Here is a 24355-nt window from a genome sequence, read left to right as displayed (position 1 = left end):
TGGCGACGTACAGAACATAGGATCGTCCCCATGGGTGACTACCTCGAGCTCCTGCCGGCCGTCGATGTGAAGGGCGGGCAGGCGGTACAGCTGGTCCAGGGCGTGGACGGGTCGGAGAAGCGTTTCGGCGATCCCTACGAGGCTGCCCTGAGGTGGCAGGAGACCGGAGCCGAGTGGATCCATCTGGTCGACCTCGACGCCGCGTTCGGCCACGGCAACAACCGCGAGATCCTCGCCGGGATCGTCGGCAAGCTCGACATCAAGGTCGAGATGAGCGGTGGGATCCGTGACGACGAGTCGCTCGAGGCCGCGATGGCGACCGGCTGCCGACGCGTCAACATCGGCACCGCCGCGCTGGAGAACCCGGAGTGGACTCGGCGGGCGATCGCGACCTACGGCGACCGGGTCGCGGTGGGTCTGGACGTACGCGGTCGCACCCTCGCGGCGCGCGGCTGGACCAAGGACGGCGGCGACCTCTACGAGACGCTCACCCGCCTCGACTCCGAGGGCTGCGCGCGCTACGTCGTCACCGACGTCAACAAGGACGGCATGCTCCAGGGCCCCAACCTCGACCTGCTGCGCGCGGTCTGCGAGGCCACCGACCGTCCGATCGTGGCGAGCGGGGGAGTGACCACCATCGACGACATCGAGGCGCTCATGGGTCTGGTCGAGGTCGGCGTGGAGGGTGCGATCGCCGGCACGGCGCTGTACACCGGCTCCCTGGACCTCGCCGACGCGCTCGACCTCACTCTCGGCCGGCCGCGCGGGGACCAGTCATGAGCCTTGCGGTACGCGTCATCCCCTGTCTCGACGTCGACGCGGGTCGCGTTGTCAAGGGGATCAACTTCAAGGAGCTGCGCGACGCCGGCGACCCGGTGGAGCTGGCTGCGACGTACGACAAGGAAGGTGCCGACGAGCTCACCTTCCTCGACATCTCCGCCTCCCACGAGGGGCGTGCGACGACGCTCGAGATCGTCACCCGCACCGCTGAGCAGGTCTTCATCCCGCTCACGGTCGGCGGCGGGATCCGCAGCGTCGACGACGTGGACCGGATGCTCCGTGCCGGCGCAGACAAGATCGCGGTCAACACCGCGGCCATCGTTCGTCCCGAGCTGATCGCCGAGATCGCCGACCGCTTCGGCAACCAGGTGCTCGTGCTCTCGGTCGACGCCCGGCGGGCCCCGGCGACCGACTCCGGCTTCGAGGTGACCACGCATGGCGGCCGCAAGTCCGCCGGGATCGACGCGATCGAGTGGGCCGCGAAGGCCGTCGAGCTCGGCGCGGGCGAGATCCTGCTCAATGCGATGGACGCCGACGGCACCGAGGACGGCTTCGACATCGACCTGATCAAGGCCGTACGCAGCGAGGTGACCGTCCCGGTCATCGCCTCCGGTGGCGCCGGCAAGGCGGAGCACTTCCCGCCCGCGGTCGACGCTGGCGCGGACGCGGTGCTCGCGGCGACGATCTTCCACTTCGGCAAGGTGCGGATCGGCGAGGTCAAGCAGGCGCTCTCCGGCGCGGGCACGCCCGTTCGCTGACGCCCGCACACACTTTCCCGCCATGGCGGGAAAGTGCTGCGTCCGCGGGGCGGTCTTCCCGGCAGAATCCCGCCATGGCGGGATTCTGCTTCCCATCCGTCAGATAGCCCGCGGCGCTATCGCACACCTGGGCCGTCCGCGCCGCTACCGCACAGCCCATCGCCAGGACACGCGGGCCCGGAGCATTTTCCCGCCATGGCGGGAAAATGCGCCCCGACGCCTCCCGGCTAGCTCAGCAGCGAGCTCGGGATCTGCCCGTGGCGTACGCGCTGGGGGTGGTTGCCGACGTCGAGGTAGGCGAGCTCCTCGCCGGTGCGGAAGTCGATGACGGCGACCGCGTCGGCCTCCGACAGCGATGCCCAGCAGGTGTTGCCGAGGCCTTCGGTGGTCCAGTAGGGCTTGCCGTAGTAGTGGCCGGTCGTCTCCTCGTCGAGGATGGTGTGCTCGCCCGTCGAGCGGTCGACCATCGCGACGTAGTCGTCCATCGTCCCCGCCGCACACAGGGTCTGGCCCTTGGAGTCGATCGAGAGGCCGTGATGGGCGGAGTCGTTGACGTAGAGCTCGCGCGGCAGCTGGGTGCGCTTGGGGAGCTGGATGACTCGGGTGACGGCGCCCGTGCGGGGCTCCTCGACGGAACCGGTGGAGTAGCCGACCTTCCCGTCGATGTCGGCCGCCTGGGTGTCGAACTCGACCAGGCCGTGCAGGAACGACATCTGGAAGTAGATGAACCGCTCACCGGGGGCGACCGCCATGGGGCGTACGGCCGAGGAGATCGAGGGGTAGCCCGCCTCCTCCAGCTCCTTGCCCATCTCCCAGCGCTGGGAGACCTCGAAGGAAGACTCGTCGACGATCTCGAACCAGCGGTCGCCCTTGATCGCGTCGTGGATCGGGCCGATCTTGATCGGCGGGAGCAGGTCGGTGCCGGGGATGGTGCCGAGGCCGAGCTGGTCGAGGTTGATCAGCGGCAGCGAGTCGAGGGAGATCTCCTTCTGGTCGCCGGGCAGGTAGACGCGGCCGATGGAGGCGTGGAAGATGCGCGAGCCGTCCTTGGAGTAGTTGTTCTCGTGGGGCGTCTCGCCGGACTCGAACGTACGCAGCCGCTCACCCGTCCGTGGGTCGCCGGCGCCGCCCATCCAGTACTCGTGCACCGAGCGCGAGGTCGAGTCCGAGACGAGCAGCTTGGTGCCGTCGGGGGAGAGGCCCATGTGGTCGGTGCGGTGACCGTCCATCTGCTGCTCGATCACGACGGAGTCCGGCGAGCCCGCCAGCGCCTTCTCGATGTCGATCCAGACCACGTCGGCGAGGCTGGGGCGCGAGACCGCCAGCAGCTTGCCGTCCCGGGTCGTGAACATGTCGTCCACGAGCTGGTCGTTGCCCTCGCCGGGGCCGTAGCGGACCAGGTAGTACATGGCCAGCCGCTCGGGATCCTGGTGGATCGCAGCGATCTCCTCGTCCTTGTCCGGCACCAGGTCGATGTCCTTGCGCAGCACCTCGAAGCTGCGGGCATCGACGATCGAAGCCGTCCCGTCCCAGTTGTTTCCCACGACCATCACGTCCCGCAGCTCTGGAGTCGCGCTCGCGCTCATTGCCGGAGCCGCTGCGGTGAGTGAGAAGACGAAGAGCATGGCGACGGTGACTGCTGCCGCACGACGCATCGTGGGACCTCCTGGGGGATTCGGTTATCTGAGACACAACGTCTCGGACCGCCGGGAGGTTACGGGCGTCCGCGGGAACGGGTCGTCACGCTGACGGATCCGAAGAAAGGCGTACGCCGATGCGGATCAGACTGGCGCCTGCATCAGCTCGGCGAAGGTCACTGCGTTCTTCGGCGCCTCGATCTCGTACGTCTCGCCCCAGCCCGTCATGATCGTCTCGACGCTCTGCCCGGCGATATCGAAGCTCACCTTCTGCATCAGGTCATCTGCGTCGAGCCAGTAGTCGAAGACCAGGCCGTCTTCGAGGCCGACCTTCTCGAGGATCTCAGTGTCGAAGCCGGCGTCCTCGGGAACCTTCTCCGGGTCAACAGTCACCTCGTAATGGGTGGTGTCGACGCCCCCGAGCTTCTCCTCGCCGATCCTCTCCACGTCAGTGACGGCGGGCTTGATGTCCTCGACGTGGGCCGCCGGGTTCATCGAGCCCATCTCCGAGATCGCTTCGCCGAACGGGTCGTTGGGGTCGTCGGGGTCACTGATGATCCACTGATCGCCAAGGTCGGCACTGTGGATGTACCACTTCTCCTCGACCAGCACGATCTTCGTCTCATCGCCCTCGAGATCAGCAGTCATGTCCAGGGCCATGTCCGCGTCGTCGTCTCCGAGGACCATGTCGGCCTCCAAGCCGCCCGCGGCGCCCATGTCCATCACGACGTGGACACTGCCCTCTTCGAGGCTTGCAGCGACGATCCGGTCCATGAACTCCGCCGGCGTCGGTGACTCGGCTGACCCGCCACTCGTCCCCACCGATCCGCAGGCAGCCAGGACCAACATGACTGTTCCGGCAACGGCAGTGACATGGAGCGGATTGGTGTGCTGACGCATGGGCTCTTCTCGCCTGAGGTCCCGACAGAGGACAGTCAACGCAACCAGATCTGCGGGCGCCGAGCCATAGTCCGTTCGGGCTCGTGGGGATAGCTCGAACGGTCATGCCGTGGCGTATTCAGAACCCGAGACTGGCGTTCTCCAACTGCGTGATCCGCTCCGCCGGGCCGTCGAACGTCAGGCCTCGCACCTCATGACGCCCGAAGCAGAAGAGCATGAGCTCGCCGACCGGGCCGGTGATGGTGACGGGCTCGTCGCCGGCGCGGAGGGTGGCGGTCTCGGTGCCGTTGCTCACCACGAGCGGGGTCTGAGCGGAACGGACCAGACCCTTGCCGAGCAGCTTCAGGGTGCGCCAGAGGTCTCGCTCGGCAGCCGCGGGGAGCGTACGCGGCTCCCAGCCCGGCTGGGCGCGGCGGAGGTCCTCGTGGTGGACGAAGAACTCGACGGTGTTGACGGCCCTGTCGACGGGACCGAGAGCGAACGGCGTGCCCTTCGGGTCGCGGAGACGGGCGGCGAGCGCCTCGAGGGGCTGAGCGGCGTACGCAGCCTCCGCCTTCCGGAGCACCGGCGCCAGCGGTGGCAGGAGGATGCCCGCCGCGGCCCACGGGCGGCGCTCCCGCACGAGCAGGTGCACCAGCAGGTCCTTGACCTCCCAGCCTTCGCAGAGCGTGGGGGCCGTCGGTCCGAGGGAGACGGCGGTGTCGCACAGGGCGATGCGCTCGGAGCGCGCGAAGGAAGCCACGGCCTGCACCCTATCGAGCCACTCCAGCGCCGGGCGGTCTCAAAAAAATTCGTCGCAGTCACGGTGCTGACCTAGGCTTTACCTCGAGATGAGCGACGAGGAACAAATACCCCAGCGGGCCACGACGACCGACGGGTTCAAGGTTCTCGGAGTCGCCATCCGGCGCGAGTGGGCGGTCTTCACGCTCTCGACCCTCGGCTCCGCGCTCTTCGGTGCGCTGACCGTCGCCGATGCCTGGGTGCTGGGCTGGTCCACCGACCATGTGCTGGTGCCGGCGCTGCGCGACGGTGAGATCGGTGCCGGCTGGCTGTGGGCCGTGGTCGGACTCTTCGTCGGTGTAGCGATCCTGCGGGCCGTCGGGGTCGTCGCGCGGCGGCTGGGCGCCGGGGTGATGCAGTACCGCATGCAGGCCCATTCGCGTCGCGCGGTGACCCGCCAGTACCTCGCGCTTCCGCTCGCCTGGCACCACCGGCACCCGACCGGCGAGCTGCTCTCCAACGCCAACTCCGACGTCGAGGCGTCCTGGGCGCCGATCGCGCCGCTGCCGATGGCGGTCGGGACGGTCGCGATGATGGTGATCGCGATCGGGCAGATGTTCTGGACCGACGTCGTCCTGGCCTCGGTGGCGATCCTGGTGTTCCCGGCGGTCGTCGTCGCCAACCTGGTCTTCCAGCGCTTCTCCTCGCCGCTGATGACCCGCGCCCAGCAGTTGCGCGCGGAGCTCTCCGGGATCGCCCACGAGTCCTTCGACGGCGCCCTCGTCGTCAAGACCCTGGGCCGCGAGGCCGAGGAGACCACCCGCTTCCAGGACAAGGCCCAGGAGCTGCGCGACGTCAACATCCACGCCGGCCGGCTCCGCGCCGCCTTCGACCCGATCCTGGCCGCGCTGCCCAACGTCGGGGTCCTCGCCGTCCTGGCCGTCGGTGTCGGCCGGGTCTCCAGCGGTGCCGCGGCACCCGGTGACGTCGTCCAGATCGGCTTCCTGCTCACGATCGTCGCCTTCCCGATCCGCTCCTTCGGCTGGCTGCTGGGTGAGTTCCCGCGCAGCGTGGTCGGCTACCGGCGGGTCCAGCGGGTGCTCGACGCGACCGGACGCCTGGCCTACGGCACCGCGAGGACCAGCCGCGAGCCGACCGGCGCCCGCGTCCGCGTCGACGGCATCTCCTACGCGTACGCCGACGGCCCGAGGCTCCTCGACGGGGTCGACTTCGAGGTCGAGCCGGGGCGTACGGTCGCGATCGTCGGGGAGACGGCCGCCGGCAAGAGCACCCTGACCATGCTGCTCGCGCGGCTGGTCGACCCCGAGGCGGGCCGGATCACCCTGGACGGCACCGACCTGCGCGACCTGGGCGCGGGGGAGTGGGCCCGGGTCGCGGCGCTGGTGCCGCAGACGGCCTTCGTCTTCGACGACTCCGTACGCGGCAACGTCACCCTCGGCGCCGACCTCACCGACGACGAGGTCTGGTCCGCGCTCAAGGCCGCCCAGGCCGACGGCTTCGTCACCGCGCTCCCGAACGGCCTCGACACCACCCTCGGCGAGCGTGGGGCGAGCCTCTCCGGCGGGCAGCGCCAGCGCCTCGCCCTGGCCCGAGCGCTCGTACGCCGCCCGCGACTCCTGATCCTCGACGACGCTACCTCGGCGGTCGACCCCGAGGTCGAGCAGCGGATCCTGGCCGCCTTGCGGGACGGGGCCGGCGACACCAGCCTGGTCGTGGTCGCCTACCGCAAGGCCACCATCGCGCTGGCCGACGAGGTCGTGCACCTCGAGGACGGCCGCATCCGCGACCGCGGCACCCACACCGAGCTGCTCGCCCGCGACGAGTCGTACGCCCGCCTGGTCAACGCCTACGAGACCCCGGAGACCATCCAATGACCGCGACCCTCGAGCCCGAGACCCGGGTCGGCAGCGGCGAGGAGCTCGGCGCGATCGAGACCATCCGCCGCGGCATCAAGCACTCCCCGGAGCTGGTCGAGGGCATCCGCGGCACCTTCGCGCTGGCCGTGATCGCGAGCATCGGGCAGGTCGTCGTGCCTGTCGTCGTCCAGCAGACCCTCGACAACGGCCTGAGCGGTCCGGACGGACCCGACCTCGGCTACGTCCTGCGCGCCGGCCTCGTCGCGGTGGTCGCCATCGCGGTCACCGGGTGGGCGTCGTTCAAGATGACCAGCCGGCTCTTCACCGCCGCCGAGCGGGGCCTGGCGACGCTGCGTACCAAGGCCTTCCGGCATGTCCACGACCTGCCGATGCTCACCCAGTCGACCGAGCACCGTGGGGCGCTGGTCTCGCGGGTGACCAGCGACGTCGACCAGGTCAGCCAGTTCATCGTCTTCGGCGGTCTGCTCTTCATCGTCAGCATCGGGCAGATGCTGATCGCCACCGTCGTGATGGTGATCTACTCCTGGCAGCTCGCGATCCTGGTGTGGCTCTGCTTCGGCCCGCTCTTCCTGAGCCTGCGGTTCTTCCAGCGAAAGCTGTCCGCGGCCTACACCCTCTCCCGCCGCCAGGTCGCCAAGATGCTCTCCGCGGTCTCCGAGCCGGTCGTCGGCGCGGCCGTGGTGAAGGCGTACGCCGTCGAGGACCGCACCCAGGAGCGCATCGACCGCGAGATCGATGCCACCAGCGCCGCCCAGATCAAGGCGCAGGCCTACACCTCGATCTTCTTCAGCCTCGGTGGCCTCTCCGGCGGCCTCGCCAACGCCGGTGTGATCGTCGGCGGCGTGCTCCTGGCGCTCGCCTACCAGGGCACCGGCGGCGCGCTGACCGTCGGCGAGATCCTGGCCTTCGCGTTCCTGGTGACGCTGTTCGTGGGCCCGGTGCAGATGGGCACCCAGATCCTCACCGACGCGCAGAACGCGATCGCGTCCTGGCGGCGCACGATCGGCATCCTGGACACCCCCGCCGACCTCGTCGACCCGGGCCCGGCCGGGACCGTCCTGCCCCGCGGCCCGCTCTCGATCGAGTTCGACGCGGTCACCTTCGCCTACCCCGGCGGCCGCCCGGTGCTGCACGACATCTCCTTCGAGATCGCGCCCGGCAGCCGGGTCGCCGTGGTCGGCGAGACCGGGTCGGGGAAGTCCACGATCGCGAAGCTGCTCACCCGGGTGATGGACGTGACCGACGGCCGGGTCCGGCTCGACGGTGTCGACGTACGCGAGATCGGCAACGCCTCGCTGCGCACCAGCGTCGTGCTCGTCCCGCAGGAGGGCTTCCTCTTCGACTCCACCCTGGCTGAGAACGTCCGTTACGGGCGGCTCGACGCGACCGACGAGGAGATCGAGGAGGCCGCCCGGATCCTCGGCCTGGGGGACTGGCTGGCCGGTCTCCCCGCCGGCGTCCGCACCCGTGTCGGGCAGCGCGGCGAATCCCTCTCGGCCGGCGAGCGCCAGCTCGTGGCACTCCTACGCGCCCAGCTGGCCGATCCCGACCTGCTCGTCCTCGACGAGGCCACCTCCGCGGTCGACCCCCGGCTGGAGATGCGGATCAACCGGGCGCTGGAGCGCCTGATGAGCGGCCGTACGTCGGTCACCATCGCCCACCGGCTCTCCACCGCCGAGGCGGCCGACGAGGTGATCGTCGTCGATGCGGGACACCTCGCTCAGCGCGGGCCGCACAGCGACCTGGTGGCGCAGGCCGGCTCGACGTACGCCCGCCTCCACGCCTCCTGGGTCGCCCAGCAGGGCAGCTGATCAGGCCGCCAGCACGGTGAACGGAGCCCAGGGGAGGTTGCGGACGACCGTGAAGACGACGGTCAGCGCCAGCCAGGTGTAGACCGCGGAGCGCGACCGGGCCCAGCCGGGCGCGGGAGGGCCGCCGACGCGGCCGCGGATCCAGAAGAACCAGAGCAGCGCGAGCAGCGGCAGCCCGAGCAGGAACATCAGTGCGTTGTGGCCGATCGCGCCGGATATGTCACCCGACAGCAGCGACATCGTGCCGCGCGTCATCCCGCAGCCGGGGCAGTCGATGCCGGTGAGAGCGTGGATCGGGCACGGGGGAACATAGGCGACGAGCCCGGGGGAGGTGGCGAAGACGGCCGCGAGGCCCGCCCCGCCGGCCACGACGGCCAGTGGGACGAGCCCCGCGCGCACCCGTGAGGGTGTGGTCACATGGTCCCCGACTGGGCGGCCATGCCGACGCCAAGGACGACCGAGGCGATGATGTAGAGGACGATCACGACGACGCCGGTGATGGCACCGATGAGGCCCCACTTCTTGGCGCCCTCGGCGTCACCCTGGACGGCCTTGACGATCGAGACGATGCCGAAGGGCAGGCAGCAGAAGAGCGTGACCAGGATGCCGATCACGAGGGCGCTGGTGTCGGTCTGCTTCGCCGGTGCCGGCTGCGGGGTGGGGTTAGCCATGGTGCGGTGTTCTCCAGTTTGAATAGTCGACTCGTTGAGTCGGCTGACAGGGCCGTACCGAGACCGGCCCAGATGACCGGGAGAGTCTGGCAGCCCGGCGCTTCAGGAGCGCCCGATGAGGGCCGCGACATGCCGGTTGTGTCCGTACTGTTGCCCAGCGGGATACTGGAGGCGTGACTGGACCCACGAGCGAGGGACTGGACCCCGCCATCGCCGACCGCCTCAAGCGCAACCCCGACGGGCTGGTGCCCGCGGTGGCACAGCAGCATGACACCGGCGAGGTGCTGATGCTCGGCTACATGGACGACGAGGCCCTGGCGCGCACGCTCGCGACCGGCCGGGCGACCTACTGGTCCCGCAGCCGGCAGGAGTACTGGGTCAAGGGGGAGACCTCCGGCCACCGGCAGTACGTCAAGGAGGTCCGCCTGGACTGCGACGGCGACACGATCCTGCTCAAGGTCGACCAGGAGGGCCCCGCCTGCCACACCGGCGACCACACCTGCTTCGACGGCGGCCTGATCTCATGAAGGGCGCCTTCGGCCCCACCGTCACCGCCGGACTCGCCGGTGCGGCCCTGGCCGCGTGGGCGGGTTCCAACGAGTGGGTGAAGGTGACCGCGCCGGCCCAGATGCCGGCCGACCTCAACGACTCCCCGGCCACCACCGGCCTGGCCCTGGTCGCCCTCGCGGCCTGGGGCGTGGTCCTGGTCACCCGGGGTCTCGTACGCCGCCTGGTGGCCGCCCTCGCCGGCCTGGCCGGGATCGGCGTGATCGTCACCTTCTTCGGCCATGCCGGGATCGACGCGCTCGGCCGGGCGATCGACTCCGAGGTGGTCTGGGGTGAGACCGAGCACACCACCACCCTCTGGCCCTACCTCGCGCTCCTCGGCGCGGTCGTGACCGTCGCGGCGGCCGTCGCGGCCGTACGGCTGGCTCCTTCGTGGCCCGAGATGGGCCGCAGGTACGACGCCCCGGCCGCCGCCACACCGGAGCAGAAGCCGTTGGAGGAGCAGTCCACGATCGATGTCTGGAAGTCGTTGGACGAGGGTCGGGACCCGACAACCGGGGATCAATGAATACACTGCAGCCAAGCCCACCTGGATCGCTTCGGGCTTCGCTTCAGCAAGAGAACTCGTAGAGGAGTCATCGCATGTCCGCCAGCCACGGCAACACCCCGGCAGCCTGGATCGCAGTCGCGGTCGGCCTCCTCGGCTTCCTCATCGGAAGCGTCGCCATGATGCTCGACCCGATCAGCTGGCTCGTCTTCTGGGTCGGCGTCGCCGTCACCGTCGCGGGCGGCCTGCTCTTCATCGTGCTCTCCAAGCTCGGCTTCAACGTCGAGTCACACTGAGCCTGTGAGACAGCGAGGCCCCCGGCGGATCCGCCGGGGGCCTCGCTGATTCCAAAGAGCCGAGCTCACATGGGGTGAGCTCAGTACGTGGTGGTGGTGCTGAAGTCGAGAGCACCGGACAGGTTCAGGATGAGCCCGATGACGAACAGGACGATGGCGACGATGCCGAGGATGAAGCCGGCGGTGGCCATGCCACGCCCGCCCTGGGCGCCACCGGAGGCGTCGATCTCGTTCTGGGCCATCTTGCCGAGGATGATCGCCGGGATACCGGTGAAGATTCCGCAGCAGATGCAGCCGAGGATGCCGAGGACAAGTGCCCAGATCGCCTTCTTGTTGTTGCCCGCAGGCTGACCGGGCTGCCCGGGTGCCGGCGAACCGTACGGGGGCGGCGGCGGAGGAGTTCCGTAGCTCATGTGTGTCTGACCTCCAAAGTCAGGCGAGTTGGGTAGAGATGGAAGAAACTTAACGTTTCCCGCCCGCACTGTGGCGCCAAATCGGGCGTGTCACGGTTCGGGTGAGAGGCTTTGCACGTGGGTCATACCCGGAAACGAGAGGTTTAAACATGTCGGTGCTCGAAAAGATCATCGACGGCGTACGTCTGGACTTGGCGCAGCGCCAGGCGACGGTGTCCGAGGCGGATCTGCGGGCCCGGCTGGCCGACGTCGCCGCGCCCCGCGACCCGATGCCGCACTTCCGTGCGGCGGGCAGCAGCGTGATCGCCGAGGTGAAGCGGAAGAGCCCCTCCAAGGGCGCCCTGGCCGACATCCCGGACCCGGCCGAGCTGGCCCGGAAGTACGCCGCCGGAGGTGCCGCCGCGATCTCGGTGCTCACCGAGGAACGCCGCTTCGGCGGGTCCCTCGCCGACCTGCGCGCGGTCCGCGCGGCCGTCGACACCCCGATCCTGCGCAAGGACTTCATCGTCGAGCCCTACCAGCTGCTGGAGGCTCGGGCAGCCGGAGCCGACCTCGCGCTGCTGATCGTGGCCGCGCTGGACGACGACACGCTGCGCAGCCTCTACGACCAGGCGCGTGAGCTCGGGCTGACCGTGCTGGTCGAGACCCACGACGAGGCCGAGGTCGCCCGGGCGGTCGACCTCGGCGCCGAGCTGATCGGCGTCAACGCCCGCAACCTGAAGACCCTGGAGATCGACCAGGACGTCTTCGGCCGGCTCGCGCCGCTCATCCCCGAGGACCGGGTGAAGGTCGCCGAGTCGGGCATCTTCACCGCCACCGACGTCAAGCGCCACGTCTCCGAAGGGGCCCGCGCGGTCCTGGTCGGCGAGGCGCTGGTCAAGCATGGCGACCCGCAAGGCACGGTCGCCGAGTTCACCGGAATCCAAGGCTAGGACCAGCCATGACAACTCACATCCACGAAACGACGAGCTACGACGCCGACGAGTTCGGCTGGTTCGGTGGCGAGGCCGAGGGATTCGGCGGCCGCTTCATGCCCGAGGCGCTGATGAAGGCGCTCATCGAGCTCGACGACGCCTGGCAGAAGGCGAAGGCCGACCCGGCGTTCGTGGCCGAGTTCGACGCGATCCTGCGCGACTACGCCAACCTGCCGAGCCCGCTCTACCACGCGACCCGGCTCTCCGAGCAGCTCGGCGTACGCGTCCTCCTCAAGCGTGAGGACCTCAACCACACCGGCGCCCACAAGATCCGCAACGTGCTCGGCCAGGCGCTGCTGACCAAGCGGATGGGCAAGACCCGGGTCATCGCCGAGACCGGCGCCGGCCAGCACGGGGTGGCCTCCGCGACCGCCGCCGCCTACTTCGGTCTCGACTGCACCGTCTACATGGGCAAGGTCGACACCGACCGCCAGGCGCTCAACGTGGCCCGGATGCGGCTGCTCGGCGCCGAGGTCGTCCCGGTGCCCTCCGGCAGCGGCACCCTCAAGGACGCGATCAACGAGGCGCTGCGCGACTGGGTCGCCAGCGTCGACCACACCGCCTACCTGTTCGGCACCGCCGCCGGGCCCCACCCGTTCCCGACGCTGGTCAGGGACATCGTGCGCGGCATCGGCGACGAGGCCCGGGCCCAGTCCCTCGAGCAGTTCGGCGGCCTCCCGAACGCCGTCGTGGCCGCGGTCGGCGGTGGCTCCAACGCCATCGGCCTCTTCACCGCGTTCCTAGACGACGAGGACGTCGAGATCCACGGCTTCGAGGCCGGGGGAGACGGGTTCGAGACCGGCCGCCACGCCGCCACCATCCAGGCCAACGACCCCGGCGTGCTCCACGGCGCCCGCACTTATGTGCTCCAGGACGAGGACGGCCAGACCATCGAGTCCCACTCGATCTCCGCCGGTCTCGACTACCCCGGGGTCGGGCCGCAGCACGCCTGGCTGGCCAAGTCCGGCCGGGCGAGCTACACGAGCATCACCGACAAGGAGGCGATGGACGCCTTCGCGCTGCTGTCGCGCTCCGAGGGCATCATCCCCGCGATCGAGTCGGCCCACGCGATCGCGGGCGCCATCAAGATCGCCCCGGAGATCAAGGAGCGCCACGGTGAGGGCGCCACGATCCTGATCAACCTGTCCGGTCGCGGCGACAAGGACATGGGCACGGCCATCGAATACTTCGGGTTGGGAGACACGCAGTGAGTACGTCCGTAGCGTTCGCAAAGGCGAAGGCCGAAGACCGCGCCGCCCTGGTCGGCTACCTCCCGGCGGGCTTCCCCACGGTCGACGGCTCGATTGAGGCGCTGACCACGATGGTCGAGGCCGGCTGCGACATCATCGAGATCGGCCTGCCCTACTCCGACCCGGTCATGGACGGCCCCACCATCCAGGACGCCGTGCAGCAGGCCCTCGACGGCGGCGTACGCGTCGACGACGTGTTCCGCGTCGTCGAGGCCGTGGCCGCGACCGGAGTGCCGACCCTGGTGATGACCAGCTGGAACCCGATCGAGCGTCGTGGCGTGGACCGCTTCGCCCAGCAGCTGCTGGACGCCGGCGGCGCGGGCCTGATCACGCCTGACATCACCCCGGACTTCGCGCCGGAGTGGGTCGAGGCCGCCGATGCCCGTGACCTCGACAAGGTCTTCCTGGTCGCGCCGAGCAGCACCGACGAGCGGATCGCGATGACCACGGCCCAGTGCCGAGGCTTCGTCTACGCCACCGCGGTCATGGGCGTCACCGGCGCCCGCGCCAAGACCTCCGACCTGGCCGCCCCGCTGGTCGCCCGCACCAAGAAGACCACCGACCTGCCGGTCGGCGTCGGTCTCGGGGTCAGCAACGGCGCCCAGGCGGCCGAGATGGCTGCGTACGCCGACGGGGTCATCGTCGGCTCCGCCTTCGTGCGTACGCTGCTGGACAACCGCTCCGACGAGCAGGCGGCGCTCAAGGCGCTGGCGAGCCTGACCGAGGACCTGGCCGCGGGAGTCCGCGCGCGTTGAGGTTCCTCGCTCTTCCCGTCCTGCTCGTCCTCATCGGCGTGCTCACCGGTTGCGGCTCTCCCGGCACCGGCCAGGCGCCTGCCTCGGCGATGACCGGGCAGGAGCACACGCCCTACCAGCTCTCCGACACCGCGCTGACCGACACCGAGGGCGAGCCGTTCTCGCTGGCCACCGATGCCGAGAAGCCGCTGACCCTGGTCTTCTACGGCTACACCAGCTGCCCCGACGAGTGCCCGCTGGTGATGTCGAGCCTGACCGCGGCGCTGACCCGCCTCGACGACGCGGACCGGGAGAAGGTCGAGGTCGTGTTCGTGACCACCGACCCTGCACGCGACTCCGAGAAGGTACTGCGCAAGTACCTGGACCGCTACGACAAGGACTTCATCGGCCTCACCGGCGACCTGAAGGACATCGTCACCCTGGCCGAGTCGATGCGGCTCTACATAGGGGAGGCCGACCGGCTACCCAGTGGGGGCTACGATCTCGGGGTCCACGACACCCACGTCTCGGCCGTCTCCCAGGGACAGGCCAGCGTGGTGTGGTCGATGAACACCTCTCCCAAGCAGTTCGCCGACGACATCCACCGCCTTCTCACTCAGAAGTAGCCAAGAAGGGCCCCGCATGATCCTCCCGATGTCCATCCCCAGCCCCGCCGAAGGCGTGCTCTGGCTCGGGCCGGTCCCGTTGCGCGGCTACGCCTTCGCGATCATCCTCGGCATCATCGTCGCCGTCTGGGTCTCCGAGCGGCGCTGGCAGGCCCGCGGCGGCCGGGCCGGCGACATCCAGGACATCGCGCTGTGGGCGGTTCCGTTCGGTCTGGTCGGCGGCCGGATCTACCACGTCATGACCGACTGGCAGCTCTACTTCGGCGACGGGGCCAACCCGATCGAGGCGCTCTACATCTGGCGCGGCGGGCTCGGGGTGTGGGGCGCGATCGCGCTCGGCGCGGTGGGCGCGATCATCGGCGCCAAGCAGAAGGGCATCAAGATCGTCCCGCTGCTGGACACGATCGCCCCGACCTGCCTGCTCGCGATGGGCATCGGCCGCTGGGGCAACTGGTTCAACCAGGAGCTCTTCGGCAGGCCCACCGACCTGCCCTGGGGCCTGGAGATCGACCCGTCGCGCTACCCCGACGGACCCAGCCAGTTCCCGGTCGGCACCACGTTCCACCCGACGTTCCTCTACGAGTTCTGCTGGGACATCCTCGCCTTCTTCGCGATCGTCTACCTGCAGAAGAAGCTGCGCCTGGGCGGCGGCCGTGTGGTCGCCCTCTACGTGATGGCCTACTGCCTCGGCCGCGGCATGATCGAGACCCTGCGCATCGACAACGTCCAGCTGGTCAACGTGCTCGGCCTGCGCTGGAGCGAGTGGATGTCGATCATCCTGTTCGTGCTCGCGGCCGCATGGTGGGCGTACGCCACCTTCACCGGCCGGGGTACCCTCGAGGAGGAGGTCTACAGCGATCCTGCCAAGGCCCCGGCGAACGACGTCGACGACGACACCGAGAACGAACCCGCGAGCGACACTGACGGCAACGCCGCCGACAACGGGACCGACGACGAGGAATCCTCGACAAAGGCCTGATCAGACGCAGATATTAGGCGCAACGTAGCGCCTCGCGGGAGGGTGTCCGCCGATGGACCCTCGTTCGCAACCTACGCGTGACACAGTGGTAACCTAGCCGCACTCGCGCGGGCCAACGCTGTCCCCTGCAGATTGCCAGTTTCATCCCCGCAAGGGCGCGCGCACCTGTCGCAGACATCCCCCGCTCCGGACTCGACTCGAAGCAGAGTCAGAGAACCGGGGCTATTGGGCTGCGTCGGTCGGTGCGTGCCTGAGCCCGGACAGACGGGAGATCCCGGTGCCGTACGAGCACTCGTATCCATCCCCCCAGGGCCTCTACGACCCTCGGTTCGAGAAGGACGCCTGCGGCGTCGCCATGGTTGCGACGCTGACCGGCGTGGCCAGCCACGACATCGTGAAGCAGGGCATCCGTGCCCTGGTGAATCTCGACCACCGCGGCGCCGCCGGCGCCGAGACCAACTCTGGCGACGGCGCCGGGATCCTGCTGCAGGTCCCCGACGCCTTCCTGCGTGAGGTCGTCGACTTCGACCTTCCGGCCGAGCGTGCCTACGCCGTCGGCACCGCCTTCATCCCCGGTGACGCCGACCAGGTCGAGCGCACCGTGAAGATGGTCGAGGAGATCGCGACCGAGGAGGGCCTCGAGGTCCTCGGGTGGCGTGACGTACCGGTCAACCCCGACTCGCTCGGCGCCACCGCCCTCGCGGTCATGCCGACTTTCCGTCAGCTCTTCGTGGCCGGTGCCAAGCAGCGCGTCACGGGCCTTGCCCTGGAGCGGCTCTCCTTCTGCCTGCGCAAGCGTGCGGAGAAGGAGACCGACGTCTACTTCCCGTCGCTGTCGAGCCGCACCATCGTCTACAAGGGCATGCTCACCACGCCCCAGCTGGCCGAGGTGTTCCCCGACCTGGTCGACGAGCGTGTCGCCTCGGCGATCGCCGTCGTCCACAGCCGGTTCTCGACCAACACCTTCCCGAGCTGGCCGCTGAGCCACCCGTTCCGGTTCATCGCCCACAACGGCGAGATCAACACCGTCATGGGCAACCGCAACTGGATGAAGGCGCGCGAGTCGCTGCTCGAGTCCGAGCTGATCCCCGGCGACCTCGAGCGGCTCTTCCCGATCTGCACCGAGGGCGCCTCCGACTCGGCCTCCTTCGACGAGGTCCTCGAGCTGCTCCACCTGGCCGGCCGCAGCCTGCCGCACGCCATGCTGATGATGATCCCGGAGGCGTGGGAGAAGCACGAGGAGATGGACCCCGCCCGCAAGGCGTTCTACGAGTTCCACTCCTCGCTGATGGAGCCCTGGGACGGCCCCGCGTCGGTGGTCTTCACCGACGGCACCCAGATCGGCGCGGTCCTCGACCGCAACGGCCTGCGTCCCTCCCGCTACTGGGTCACCGAGGACGGACTCGTCGTGCTCGGCTCCGAGGCCGGTGTGCTCGACGACATCGACCCCGCCACCGTCGTCCGCAAGGGCCGCGTCCAGCCGGGCAAGATGTTCCTCGTCGACACCGCGGAGCACCGCATCATCGAGGACGACGAGATCAAGTCCGAGCTCGCCGCCGAGCACCCCTACGACGAGTGGCTCCACGCCGGTCTCGTACGCCTCGACGACATCCCCGAGCGCGAGCACATCGTCCACACCCACGCGAGCGTCACCCGCCGTCAGCAGGTCTTCGGCTACACCGAGGAGGAGCTTCGGATCCTGCTCGCGCCGATGGCCAACACCGGCGCCGAGCCGATCGGCTCGATGGGCACCGACAGCCCGATCGCGGCCCTGAGCGACAAGCCGCGGATGCTGTTCGACTACTTCGCCCAGCTCTTCGCGCAGGTCACCAACCCGCCGCTGGACGCGATCCGCGAGGAGCTCGTCACCAGCCTCAACGGCACCATCGGCGCCGAGTCCAACCTGCTCAACCCGGGTCCGGCCTCGTGCCGTCAGATCGTGCTGCCGTTCCCGGTCATCTCCAACGACGACCTGGCCAAGATCCGTCACATCAACCGTGACGGCGACATGCCGGGCTTCGCGGTCCACATCGTCCGCGGCCTCTACGAGGTCGACGGCGGCGCGGAGGCGCTCCGCTCCCGCCTGGACGAGATCGCAGCCGAGGTGTCCCAGGCGATCGAGGACGGCGCGCGGATCATCGTCCTCTCCGACCGCCACTCCACCCAGGAGATGGCGCCGATCCCGTCGCTGCTCCTGACCGGGGCCGTTCACCACCACCTGGTCCGCGAGCGCACCCGCTCGCAGGTCGGCCTGCTGATCGAGGCCGGGGACGTACGCGAGGTCCACCACGTGGCCCTGCTGATCGGCTACGGCGCCGCCGCGGTCAACCCCTACCTCGCGGTCGAGTCCGTCGAGGACCTCGCCTACGAGGGCTACTACGTGAAGGCCGACGCCGAGAAGGCGATGGCCAACACGATCAAGGCGCTCGGCAAGGGCGTCCTCAAGGTGATGTCGAAGATCGGCGTCTCCACCGTCGCCTCCTACACCGGCGCGCAGATCTTCGAGGCCGTCGGCCTGTCGAAGGAGGTCGTGGACCGCTACTTCACCGGCACCACCTCCAAGCTCGGCGGCATCGGCCTCGACGTGATCGCCGAGGAGGTCGCGAAGCGGCACGCCACCGCCTACCCGCGCGACGGCGTCGCCAACGCCCACCGCGCGCTGCCCATCGGCGGTGAGTACCAGTGGCGCCGCGAGGGCGAGCCGCACCTGTTCGACCCGGAGACCGTCTTCCGGCTCCAGCACGCCACCCGCAGCGGCCGCTACGACGTCTTCAAGCAGTACACCGACCGCGTCAACGAGCAGTCCGAGCGGCTGATGACGCTGCGCGGGCTCTTCAAGCTCAAGAGCGCCGAGGAGCTGGGTCGTCAGAAGATCTCGATCGACGAGGTCGAGCCCGTCGAGGCGATCGTCAAGCGCTTCTCGACCGGCGCGATGTCGTACGGATCGATCTCCCAGGAGGCTCACGAGACGCTCGCCGTCGCGATGAACATCCTCGGGGGCAAGTCCAACACCGGTGAGGGCGGCGAGGACCCGGATCGTCTCTACGACCCCAAGCGCCGCTCGTCGATCAAGCAGGTCGCCTCGGGACGCTTCGGCGTCACCAGCGAATACCTGACCAACGCCGACGACATCCAGATCAAGATGGCCCAGGGCGCCAAGCCCGGTGAGGGCGGCCAGCTGCCCGGCCACAAGGTCTACCCGTGGGTGGCCAAGACGCGTCACTCGACGCCGGGCGTGGGCCTCATCTCCCCGCCGCCGCACCACGACATCTACTCCATCGAGGACCTGGCTCAGCTGATCCACGACCTCAAGAACGCCAACCCGAGCGCTCGCGTCCACGTGAAGCTCGTGGCCGAGGTCGGTGTCGGCACCGTCGCCGCGGGTGTCTCCAAGGCCCACGCGGACGTGGTGCTGATCTCCGGTCACGACGGCGGCACCGGCGCCTCCCCGCTGACGAGCCTCAAGCACGCCGGCGGTCCCTGGGAGCTCGGCCTCGCCGAGGCGCAGCAGACGCTGCTCCTCAACGGCCTGCGCGACCGGATCGTGGTGCAGACCGACGGTCAGCTCAAGACCGGCCGCGACGTGGTCATCGCCGCGCTGCTCGGTGCCGAGGAGTTCGGCTTCGCCACCGCGCCGCTGGTCGTCTCCGGCTGCGTGATGATGCGGGTCTGCCACCTCGACACCTGCCCGGTCGGCGTCGCCACCCAGAACCCGGTCCTGCGGGAGCGGTTCACCGGCAAGGCGGAGTACGTCGTCAACTTCATGCGCTACATCGCCGAGGAGGTCCGTGAGCTCCTCGCAGAGCTCGGCTTCCGGAGCATCGACGAGGCCGTCGGCCACGCCGAGGCGCTCGACGCCCGCGACGCGATCGACCACTGGAAGGCCTCCGGGCTCGACCTGTCGCCGATCTTCACCCGCGTGGAGTCGCCGCAGCAGTTCTCCGACCAGGCCCTCTACAACACCAAGGGCCAGGACCACGGTCTGGAGAAGTCGCTCGACGTCAACGAGCTGCTGCCGCTCGCGGCACCGGCACTCGAGCGCGGCGAGCCCGTACGCGCCCAGCTGCCGATCCGCAACGTCAACCGCACCGTCGGCACGATCCTCGGTCACGAGATCACCAAGCGCTACCGCGGTGAGGGCCTGCCCGAGGGCACGATCGACATCACCTTCACCGGCTCCGCGGGCCAGTCCTTCGGCGCGTTCATCCCCAAGGGGCTGACGCTGCGCCTCGAGGGCGACGCCAACGACTACGTCGGCAAGGGCCTCTCCGGCGGCCGGGTGGTCATCCGCCCGGAGCGTACGGCCGGGTTCCGCGCCGAGGAGCACATCATCGCCGGCAACACGCTGGCCTACGGCGCCACCAGCGGGCGGATCCACATCCGCGGAGGCGTGGGGGAGCGGGCCGCGGTCCGCAACTCGGGTGCCAGCATCGTCACCGAGGGTGTCGGCGACCACGGCTGCGAATACATGACCGGTGGTCGTGTCGTCGTGCTCGGCCCGACCGGGCGCAACTTCGCGGCCGGCATGTCCGGCGGCATCGCCTGGGTCCTCGACTTCCAGCAGCAGCGGCTCAACGGCGAGCTGGTCGAGGCCACCGGCGTGGAGGAGAAGTACGCCGCCGAGCTCGAGCAGCTGGTCCGCGACCACCTCGAGGAGACCGGCTCGGCCGTCGCCGAGGCGCTCCTGGCCGACTGGCCGAACTCATCGACCCGCTTCACGCAGGTCATGCCCAGTGACTACAAGCGCGTGCTCGAAGCCCAGGAGGAGGCCCTCGAGGAGGGTCTCGACGAGGACGAGGCAGCGCAGCGGATTATGGAGGTCCTCCATGGCTGACCCGAAGGGTTTTCTGAAGAACGGTCGTGAGGTCGCGACCCGGCGTCCTGTCGAGGAGCGGGTCAAGGACTGGCACGAGGTCTACCCGGGCAAGATCGGCAAGACCCTGCTGCCGATCATCAACACCCAGGCCTCGCGCTGCATGGACTGCGGCATCCCGTTCTGCCACCAGGGCTGCCCGCTCGGCAACATCATCCCCGAGTGGAACGATCTGGTCTGGCGCAACGACTGGGAGGGCGCCTCGGAGCGCCTGCACGCGACCAACAACTTCCCCGAGTTCACCGGTCGGCTGTGCCCGGCTCCGTGCGAGGCCGCCTGCGTGCTGGGCATCAACCAGCCCGCGGTGACCATCAAGAACATCGAGGTCGCGATCATCGACAAGGCCTGGGACGCGGGCCACGTCAAGCCGCAGCCGCCCGAGTGGCTCTCCGGCAAGGCGGTCGCCGTCATCGGCTCGGGCCCCGCGGGCCTGGCCGCCGCCCAGCAGCTCACCCGCTCGGGCCACACCGTGGCCGTCTACGAGCGGGCCGACAAGATCGGCGGGCTGCTGCGCTACGGCATCCCCGAGTTCAAGATGGAGAAGTCGCAGGTCGACCAGCGCCTGGCGCAGATGCGTCGCGAGGGCACGGTCTTCCGGCCGGGCGTCGACGTCGGCACCGACATCACCGGTGCGCAGCTCCGGGACCGCTACGACGCCATCGTGCTGGCCAACGGCTCGACCGTCGGTCGCGACCTGCCGGTCCCCGGGCGTGAGCTCGACGGGATCCACCAGGCGATGGAGTACCTGCCGCAGTCCAACCGGGCCTCGCTCGGCGAGGCGGTCCCCGACCAGATCCTGGCCGAGGGCAAGCACGTGGTCATCATCGGTGGCGGTGACACCGGCGCCGACTGCCTCGGCACCGCGATCCGCCAGGGCGCGGAGTCGATCACCCAGCTGGAGATCATGCCGCGTCCGCCGGAGGAGCGCCCCGAGGGCCAGCCGTGGCCGACCTACCCGATGACCTACCGGGTCGCGTCCGCGCACGAGGAGGGCGGCGAGCGGGTCTACGCCGTCTCCACCAAGGAGTTCCTCGGCACCGAGGACGGCCGCGTACGCGCTCTGAAGCTCGTCGAGGTCGAGTTCATCGACGGCAAGCTCACCGAGAAGAAGGGGACCGAGAAGGAGATCCCCGCCGACCTGGTGCTGCTGGCCATGGGCTTCACCGGCCCGGAGAAGGACGGCCTCCTCACCCAGCTGGGTGTGGAGTACGACGCTCGCGGCAACGTCGCCCGCGACGACTCCTTCGCCACCTCGGTCCCCGGCGTGTACGTCGCCGGCGACGCGGGTCGCGGGCAGTCGCTGATCGTGTGGGCGATCGCCGAGGGCCGCGCCGCCGCGGCCGCCGTCGACACCTACCTCACCGGCTCGACCAACCTGCCCGCGCCGATCCGTCCGACGGACCGGCAGCTGATGGTCTGAGACCCCAGCCTGAGGCACAACGGAGTGCCGACCACTGGCCCGGCACCTCCATCTCGGAGGTGTCGGGCCAGTCGGGTCTCAGCCATCGGATCGGAGGATCCGACAGCGTTCGTACACACTTGTGGCGCTGAGTTTGTGGCACACCTCCATTGCCCGCGCCTGCGGGGAGGGGCTAGCCGGCGGTGACCTCACGCCGGGCCCAGCGTGGAGCGACCACGTCTGACCCGGGCCACGGCGTAAACCTTGGATGAACGGCCTGATCAGGACGAGGTCCGGGTGCTGGTTTGAACGTTCCAGAGGGGTAGTCTGGGCTCCCGTGAGAAGAGCGAAGATCGTCTGCACCCTGGGACCCGCCGTCGGGACGGAGCGTCGCATCCGCGAGCTCGTCTACGCAGGCATGGACGTCGCCCGGATGAACATGAGCCACGGGTCCCACGACGACCACTCCAGCAACTACGCGCTGGTGCGGGAGGCGGCCGCCGCGAGCGGGCACAGCGTCGGCATCTTCGCCGACCTGCAGGGGCCCAAGATCCGGCTGGAGCGGTTCAAGGAGGGCTCCGCGACGCTGCGCCGCGGCCAGGCCTGGACGATCACCACGCGCGACGTGCAGGGTGACGACGAGATCTGCGGGACGACGTACAAGGGACTTCCCGGTGACGTGAAGGTCGGCGACCCGATCCTGATCGACGACGGCAAGCTGCGCCTGCGGGTCACCGCGGTCGACGACACCGAGGTCCACACCGAGGTGCTGGTCGGCGGGCCGGTCTCGAACAACAAGGGCATCAACCTGCCCGGTGTCGCCGTCTCCGTGCCGGCTCTGTCCGAGAAGGACGAGGAGGACCTTCGGTTCGCCCTCAAGCTCGGCGTCGACATGGTCGCGCTCAGCTTCGTGCGCAACGCCAGGGACTACGAGGACGTCCGCAAGATCATGGACGAGGAGGGGCGCGTCGTCCCGGTCATCGCCAAGATCGAGAAGCCGCAGGCGATCGACAACCTCGACGAGGTCATCGCCGCGTTCGACATGTTCATGGTGGCCCGTGGTGACCTCGGCGTGGAGTGCCCGCTCGAGGAGGTCCCGTTCCTGCAGAAGCGGATCATCGAGCTGGCCCGTCTCAACGCCAAGCCGGTCATCGTCGCCACCCAGATGCTCGACTCGATGATCTCCAACCCGGCGCCCACCCGCGCCGAGGCCAACGATGTCGCCAACGCGGTCCTCGACGGTGCCGACGCGGTGATGCTCTCCGCCGAGACGAGCGTGGGGGACTATCCGATCCACACCGTCGAGACGATGGCCCGCATCATCGCCGCCACCGAGCGCCACGCGCTCTCCTCGGAAGGCAGCCGCGCCGCCGAGCTCAGCCCCATCGACTGGGACCCGCACACCCGCTCCGGCGTCATCGCCAAGGCCGCTGCCGAGGTCGCCGACCGGGTCGGCGCGAAGTACCTGGTCGCCTTCACCACCTCCGGTGACTCCGCCCGCCGCCTCTCCCGGCTGCGCGGCGCGATCCCGTTGCTCGCCTTCACCCCCTCCGATGCCGTACGCAGCCAGCTCGCGCTCAGCTGGGGCACCGAGACCTTCCGCACCGACGAGGTCGAGCACACCGACGAGATGGTCCGCCAGGTCGACGAGAACCTGCTCAAGCTCGGCCGTGTCGAGGAGGGCGAGCTCGTCGTCATCATCGCCGGCTCGCCTCCCGGCATCCCCGGCTCCACCAACGCGCTGCGCATCCACCGCATCGGCGACGCGATCAACGAGGTCGCGCCCGCCTACGAGCGCAAGGGCTAGGTCTTCGGGCCGATGAGGCGGTCGAGCTCGGCGACTGCCTCGCGGCGCGAGACGCTGATCGTCTTCCAGGACGACCGGCGCCACGGGATGCCGACCAGATCGAGCGCCCATGTGCAGAGGTCGCGGATGTCGTCGGAATGGTTGACGAATTGCCACCGACCGTACGCGTAGCGCTTCTTCTCGCCCGCGACGACACGAGTCGCCCAGTTGTTCACCCGGCATCCGTCAGAGTGGAACAGCCCGCGTAGGAACGGTCCGGGATGAGCCGTCACGATCTCCTTCTGCCAGTCCTCCAGGGCGATGGGGCGCTCGTGTTTGCGGCCGGGGCCGAGTTGAGGAAACAGGCAGGGGAGGTGTTTCCACGAGATCGTGGTGATCACAGCTCCGGCCACGAGGCGAGTATGCGGACGACCGCCGGGTTTGAGCCGAGCCATCAGCACCGCGAGGCGCTCGTTGATGTCGGGGTACTTCCGGTCGTTGATGATGTGCAGATTGAACACACCGCGCCGGCCTTCGCTGATGTGTCCGTCCCCGAGATACCAGCCAAGAAGCTCGGAGTACGCCTTGTCATCAAGGTCGCCCCCGTCGCATCGTGGACATGGCGGAGCGAGATGGGTCTGGCCTCGGACGATCCCGCGACGTTGGTAGAGCCGGCGCCATCGACGGATCGTCTTGATCGCAACGCCGTGCTTGGCCGCATTGTCTGCGTCGCGCATCCCCTCGTCGGAGCAGCGCAGTGCACTGTCGACGACGGACTGGGGACGTACGTGGGGCA

Annotated in this window: 22 protein-coding genes; 15 read left to right on the top strand and 7 right to left on the bottom strand. The window is 69.3% G+C overall.

The window, feature by feature from the left end; all coding sequences use genetic code 11:
* Window positions 1–30: 30 nt before the first annotated feature.
* Entirely contained in the window at window positions 31–780 is a 750-nt protein-coding gene (gene priA, locus ACW14X_RS04310) for a bifunctional 1-(5-phosphoribosyl)-5-((5-phosphoribosylamino)methylideneamino)imidazole-4-carboxamide isomerase/phosphoribosylanthranilate isomerase PriA (protein WP_457164836.1), read from the top strand.
* Complete coding sequence (hisF, locus tag ACW14X_RS04305; RefSeq protein ID WP_457164835.1) at window positions 777–1538, top strand: imidazole glycerol phosphate synthase subunit HisF; 762 nt, start codon at window positions 777–779, stop codon at window positions 1536–1538. Before priA ends, hisF begins: the two co-directional genes overlap by 4 nt.
* 227 nt (window positions 1539–1765) lie before the next feature.
* On the opposite strand, the gene ACW14X_RS04300 is transcribed toward hisF, so the two are convergent.
* From ACW14X_RS04300 to ACW14X_RS04290, 3 genes are all read right to left on the bottom strand, one after another.
* Window positions 1766–3193 carry a YncE family protein gene (locus ACW14X_RS04300; protein WP_457164834.1) on the bottom strand — a complete coding sequence of 476 codons (1428 nt, stop codon included), beginning with the start codon at window positions 3191–3193 and terminating at the stop codon, window positions 1766–1768.
* Window positions 3194–3319: 126 nt separating this feature from the next.
* Window positions 3320–4075 carry a hypothetical protein gene (locus tag ACW14X_RS04295; protein WP_457164833.1) on the bottom strand — a complete coding sequence of 252 codons (756 nt, stop codon included), beginning with the start codon at window positions 4073–4075 and terminating at the stop codon, window positions 3320–3322.
* 118 nt (window positions 4076–4193) lie between these two features.
* On the bottom strand, window positions 4194–4817 hold the full coding sequence (locus tag ACW14X_RS04290) for a TIGR03085 family metal-binding protein (protein WP_457164832.1): 624 nt from the start codon (window positions 4815–4817) through the stop codon (window positions 4194–4196).
* 88 nt (window positions 4818–4905) lie between these two features.
* Here ACW14X_RS04290 and ACW14X_RS04285 point away from each other — a divergent pair, with 88 nt between their 5' ends.
* On the top strand, window positions 4906–6690 hold the full coding sequence (locus ACW14X_RS04285) for an ABC transporter ATP-binding protein (RefSeq protein ID WP_457164831.1): 1785 nt from the start codon (window positions 4906–4908) through the stop codon (window positions 6688–6690).
* Window positions 6687–8504: an ABC transporter ATP-binding protein gene (locus ACW14X_RS04280; RefSeq protein WP_350718223.1), complete on the top strand. Its 1818-nt coding sequence runs from the start codon at window positions 6687–6689 to the stop codon at window positions 8502–8504. The genes ACW14X_RS04285 and ACW14X_RS04280 overlap by 4 nt, the downstream gene beginning before the upstream one ends.
* On the opposite strand, the gene ACW14X_RS04275 is transcribed toward ACW14X_RS04280, so the two are convergent.
* Both ACW14X_RS04275 and ACW14X_RS04270 read right to left on the bottom strand, forming a co-directional pair.
* The gene (locus tag ACW14X_RS04275) at window positions 8505–8921 is read right to left on the bottom strand and encodes a DUF2752 domain-containing protein (protein ID WP_457164830.1); all 417 of its coding nucleotides are present in this window, start codon (window positions 8919–8921) and stop codon (window positions 8505–8507) included.
* Window positions 8918–9175: a CD225/dispanin family protein gene (locus ACW14X_RS04270; RefSeq protein WP_160024292.1), complete on the bottom strand. Its 258-nt coding sequence runs from the start codon at window positions 9173–9175 to the stop codon at window positions 8918–8920. Before ACW14X_RS04270 ends, ACW14X_RS04275 begins: the two co-directional genes overlap by 4 nt.
* Window positions 9176–9348: 173 nt before the next feature.
* Here ACW14X_RS04270 and hisI point away from each other — a divergent pair, with 173 nt between their 5' ends.
* The 3 genes from hisI to ACW14X_RS04255 all read left to right on the top strand — a co-directional run bounded on the left by hisI (window position 9349) and on the right by ACW14X_RS04255 (window position 10525).
* A complete protein-coding gene (gene hisI, locus ACW14X_RS04265) occupies window positions 9349–9702 on the top strand; it encodes a phosphoribosyl-AMP cyclohydrolase (RefSeq protein ID WP_457164829.1) in 354 nt (117 codons plus the stop codon).
* Window positions 9699–10250, top strand: a complete 552-nt coding sequence (locus ACW14X_RS04260) for a Trp biosynthesis-associated membrane protein (protein ID WP_457164828.1) — start codon at window positions 9699–9701, stop codon at window positions 10248–10250. Before hisI ends, ACW14X_RS04260 begins: the two co-directional genes overlap by 4 nt.
* A 74-nt stretch (window positions 10251–10324) precedes the next feature.
* Window positions 10325–10525 carry an HGxxPAAW family protein gene (locus ACW14X_RS04255; protein ID WP_160024289.1) on the top strand — a complete coding sequence of 67 codons (201 nt, stop codon included), beginning with the start codon at window positions 10325–10327 and terminating at the stop codon, window positions 10523–10525.
* A gap of 80 nt (window positions 10526–10605) precedes the next feature.
* Here the strand turns inward: ACW14X_RS04255 and ACW14X_RS04250 are convergent, their stop codons facing one another.
* A complete protein-coding gene (locus ACW14X_RS04250) occupies window positions 10606–10938 on the bottom strand; it encodes a DUF4190 domain-containing protein (RefSeq protein ID WP_160024288.1) in 333 nt (110 codons plus the stop codon).
* Window positions 10939–11087: 149 nt separating this feature from the next.
* On the opposite strand from ACW14X_RS04250, the gene trpC reads away from it, so the two are divergent.
* The 8 genes from trpC to pyk all read left to right on the top strand — a co-directional run bounded on the left by trpC (window position 11088) and on the right by pyk (window position 23580).
* Window positions 11088–11870 carry an indole-3-glycerol phosphate synthase TrpC gene (gene trpC / locus ACW14X_RS04245; protein WP_457164827.1) on the top strand — a complete coding sequence of 261 codons (783 nt, stop codon included), beginning with the start codon at window positions 11088–11090 and terminating at the stop codon, window positions 11868–11870.
* A gap of 8 nt (window positions 11871–11878) precedes the next feature.
* Complete coding sequence (trpB, locus tag ACW14X_RS04240; protein ID WP_457164826.1) at window positions 11879–13123, top strand: tryptophan synthase subunit beta; 1245 nt, start codon at window positions 11879–11881, stop codon at window positions 13121–13123.
* A complete protein-coding gene (gene trpA / locus ACW14X_RS04235; protein WP_457164825.1) occupies window positions 13120–13917 on the top strand; it encodes a tryptophan synthase subunit alpha in 798 nt (265 codons plus the stop codon). Before trpB ends, trpA begins: the two co-directional genes overlap by 4 nt.
* Window positions 13914–14522, top strand: a complete 609-nt coding sequence (locus ACW14X_RS04230; protein WP_160024284.1) for an SCO family protein — start codon at window positions 13914–13916, stop codon at window positions 14520–14522. Before trpA ends, ACW14X_RS04230 begins: the two co-directional genes overlap by 4 nt.
* 28 nt (window positions 14523–14550) lie before the next feature.
* Window positions 14551–15501, top strand: a complete 951-nt coding sequence (gene lgt / locus ACW14X_RS04225; RefSeq protein ID WP_457164824.1) for a prolipoprotein diacylglyceryl transferase — start codon at window positions 14551–14553, stop codon at window positions 15499–15501.
* A 355-nt stretch (window positions 15502–15856) separates the two neighbouring features.
* On the top strand, window positions 15857–20335 hold the full coding sequence (gene gltB, locus ACW14X_RS04220) for a glutamate synthase large subunit (RefSeq protein WP_457164823.1): 4479 nt from the start codon (window positions 15857–15859) through the stop codon (window positions 20333–20335).
* Entirely contained in the window at window positions 20328–21794 is a 1467-nt protein-coding gene (locus ACW14X_RS04215; protein WP_457164822.1) for a glutamate synthase subunit beta, read from the top strand. Before gltB ends, ACW14X_RS04215 begins: the two co-directional genes overlap by 8 nt.
* 316 nt (window positions 21795–22110) lie before the next feature.
* The gene (gene pyk, locus ACW14X_RS04210) at window positions 22111–23580 is read left to right on the top strand and encodes a pyruvate kinase (RefSeq protein ID WP_400468141.1); all 1470 of its coding nucleotides are present in this window, start codon (window positions 22111–22113) and stop codon (window positions 23578–23580) included.
* On the opposite strand, the gene ACW14X_RS04205 is transcribed toward pyk, so the two are convergent.
* Entirely contained in the window at window positions 23577–24296 is a 720-nt protein-coding gene (locus ACW14X_RS04205; RefSeq protein ID WP_457164821.1) for a transcriptional regulator, read from the bottom strand. The genes pyk and ACW14X_RS04205 overlap by 4 nt on opposite strands.
* Window positions 24297–24355 lie beyond the last annotated feature (59 nt).

It is taken from the genome of Nocardioides sp. YJ-D4, from assembly GCF_054031495.1.
This window is presented reverse-complemented; position numbering and strand designations above follow the sequence as displayed.

Excerpts from the sequence above, each read along its gene's own strand:
- priA (WP_457164836.1), top strand. The coding sequence starts at position 31 with ATGGGTGACTACCTCGAGCTCCTGCCGGCCGTCGATGTGAAGGGCGGG.
- hisF (WP_457164835.1), top strand. The coding sequence starts at position 777 with ATGAGCCTTGCGGTACGCGTCATCCCCTGTCTCGACGTCGACGCGGGT.
- ACW14X_RS04300 (WP_457164834.1), bottom strand. The coding sequence starts at position 3,193 with ATGCGTCGTGCGGCAGCAGTCACCGTCGCCATGCTCTTCGTCTTCTCA.
- ACW14X_RS04295 (WP_457164833.1), bottom strand. The coding sequence starts at position 4,075 with ATGCGTCAGCACACCAATCCGCTCCATGTCACTGCCGTTGCCGGAACA.
- ACW14X_RS04285 (WP_457164831.1), top strand. The coding sequence starts at position 4,906 with ATGAGCGACGAGGAACAAATACCCCAGCGGGCCACGACGACCGACGGG.
- ACW14X_RS04280 (WP_350718223.1), top strand. The coding sequence starts at position 6,687 with ATGACCGCGACCCTCGAGCCCGAGACCCGGGTCGGCAGCGGCGAGGAG.
- ACW14X_RS04270 (WP_160024292.1), bottom strand. The coding sequence starts at position 9,175 with ATGGCTAACCCCACCCCGCAGCCGGCACCGGCGAAGCAGACCGACACC.
- ACW14X_RS04260 (WP_457164828.1), top strand. The coding sequence starts at position 9,699 with ATGAAGGGCGCCTTCGGCCCCACCGTCACCGCCGGACTCGCCGGTGCG.
- ACW14X_RS04255 (WP_160024289.1), top strand. The coding sequence starts at position 10,325 with ATGTCCGCCAGCCACGGCAACACCCCGGCAGCCTGGATCGCAGTCGCG.
- ACW14X_RS04250 (WP_160024288.1), bottom strand. The coding sequence starts at position 10,938 with ATGAGCTACGGAACTCCTCCGCCGCCGCCCCCGTACGGTTCGCCGGCA.
- trpC (WP_457164827.1), top strand. The coding sequence starts at position 11,088 with ATGTCGGTGCTCGAAAAGATCATCGACGGCGTACGTCTGGACTTGGCG.
- trpB (WP_457164826.1), top strand. The coding sequence starts at position 11,879 with ATGACAACTCACATCCACGAAACGACGAGCTACGACGCCGACGAGTTC.
- lgt (WP_457164824.1), top strand. The coding sequence starts at position 14,551 with ATGTCCATCCCCAGCCCCGCCGAAGGCGTGCTCTGGCTCGGGCCGGTC.
- gltB (WP_457164823.1), top strand. The coding sequence starts at position 15,857 with ATGGTTGCGACGCTGACCGGCGTGGCCAGCCACGACATCGTGAAGCAG.
- ACW14X_RS04215 (WP_457164822.1), top strand. The coding sequence starts at position 20,328 with ATGGCTGACCCGAAGGGTTTTCTGAAGAACGGTCGTGAGGTCGCGACC.
- ACW14X_RS04205 (WP_457164821.1), bottom strand. The coding sequence starts at position 24,296 with ATGCGCGACGCAGACAATGCGGCCAAGCACGGCGTTGCGATCAAGACG.